A 253-nucleotide genomic window follows, 5' to 3' on the forward strand; every position below is an offset into this window, starting at 1 on the left:
AATTCATCGGTGGCCGTGGTGTCGGCTCCGCCGCCTTCATACTGCACCGGGCGGGAAGGATCGACAGATTTGATCCAGCGATACAGCGCGTCGTGATTAGCGCCGTGGCCTGATTCATTCCCCAGCGACCAGATGATCACACTCGGGTGATTACGATCGCGCTGCACCAGTCGCGTTACGCGTTCGCTCATCGCCGGTAGCCAGCGCGGATCATCGGTCAGACGATTCATGGCAACATGCCGTGGGTTGAATT

The 253-nt window shown here is 58.9% G+C and carries 1 pseudogene; it reads right to left on the minus strand.

Annotated features, from left to right (window positions below):
• Positions 1–253: pseudogene (locus MKD49_RS26135) on the minus strand (glycoside hydrolase family 2 TIM barrel-domain containing protein); the annotation flags it as partial.

This window comes from Herbaspirillum sp. WGmk3, assembly GCF_023952535.1.
Lineage (GTDB): Bacteria > Pseudomonadota > Gammaproteobacteria > Burkholderiales > Burkholderiaceae_D > Herbaspirillum > Herbaspirillum huttiense.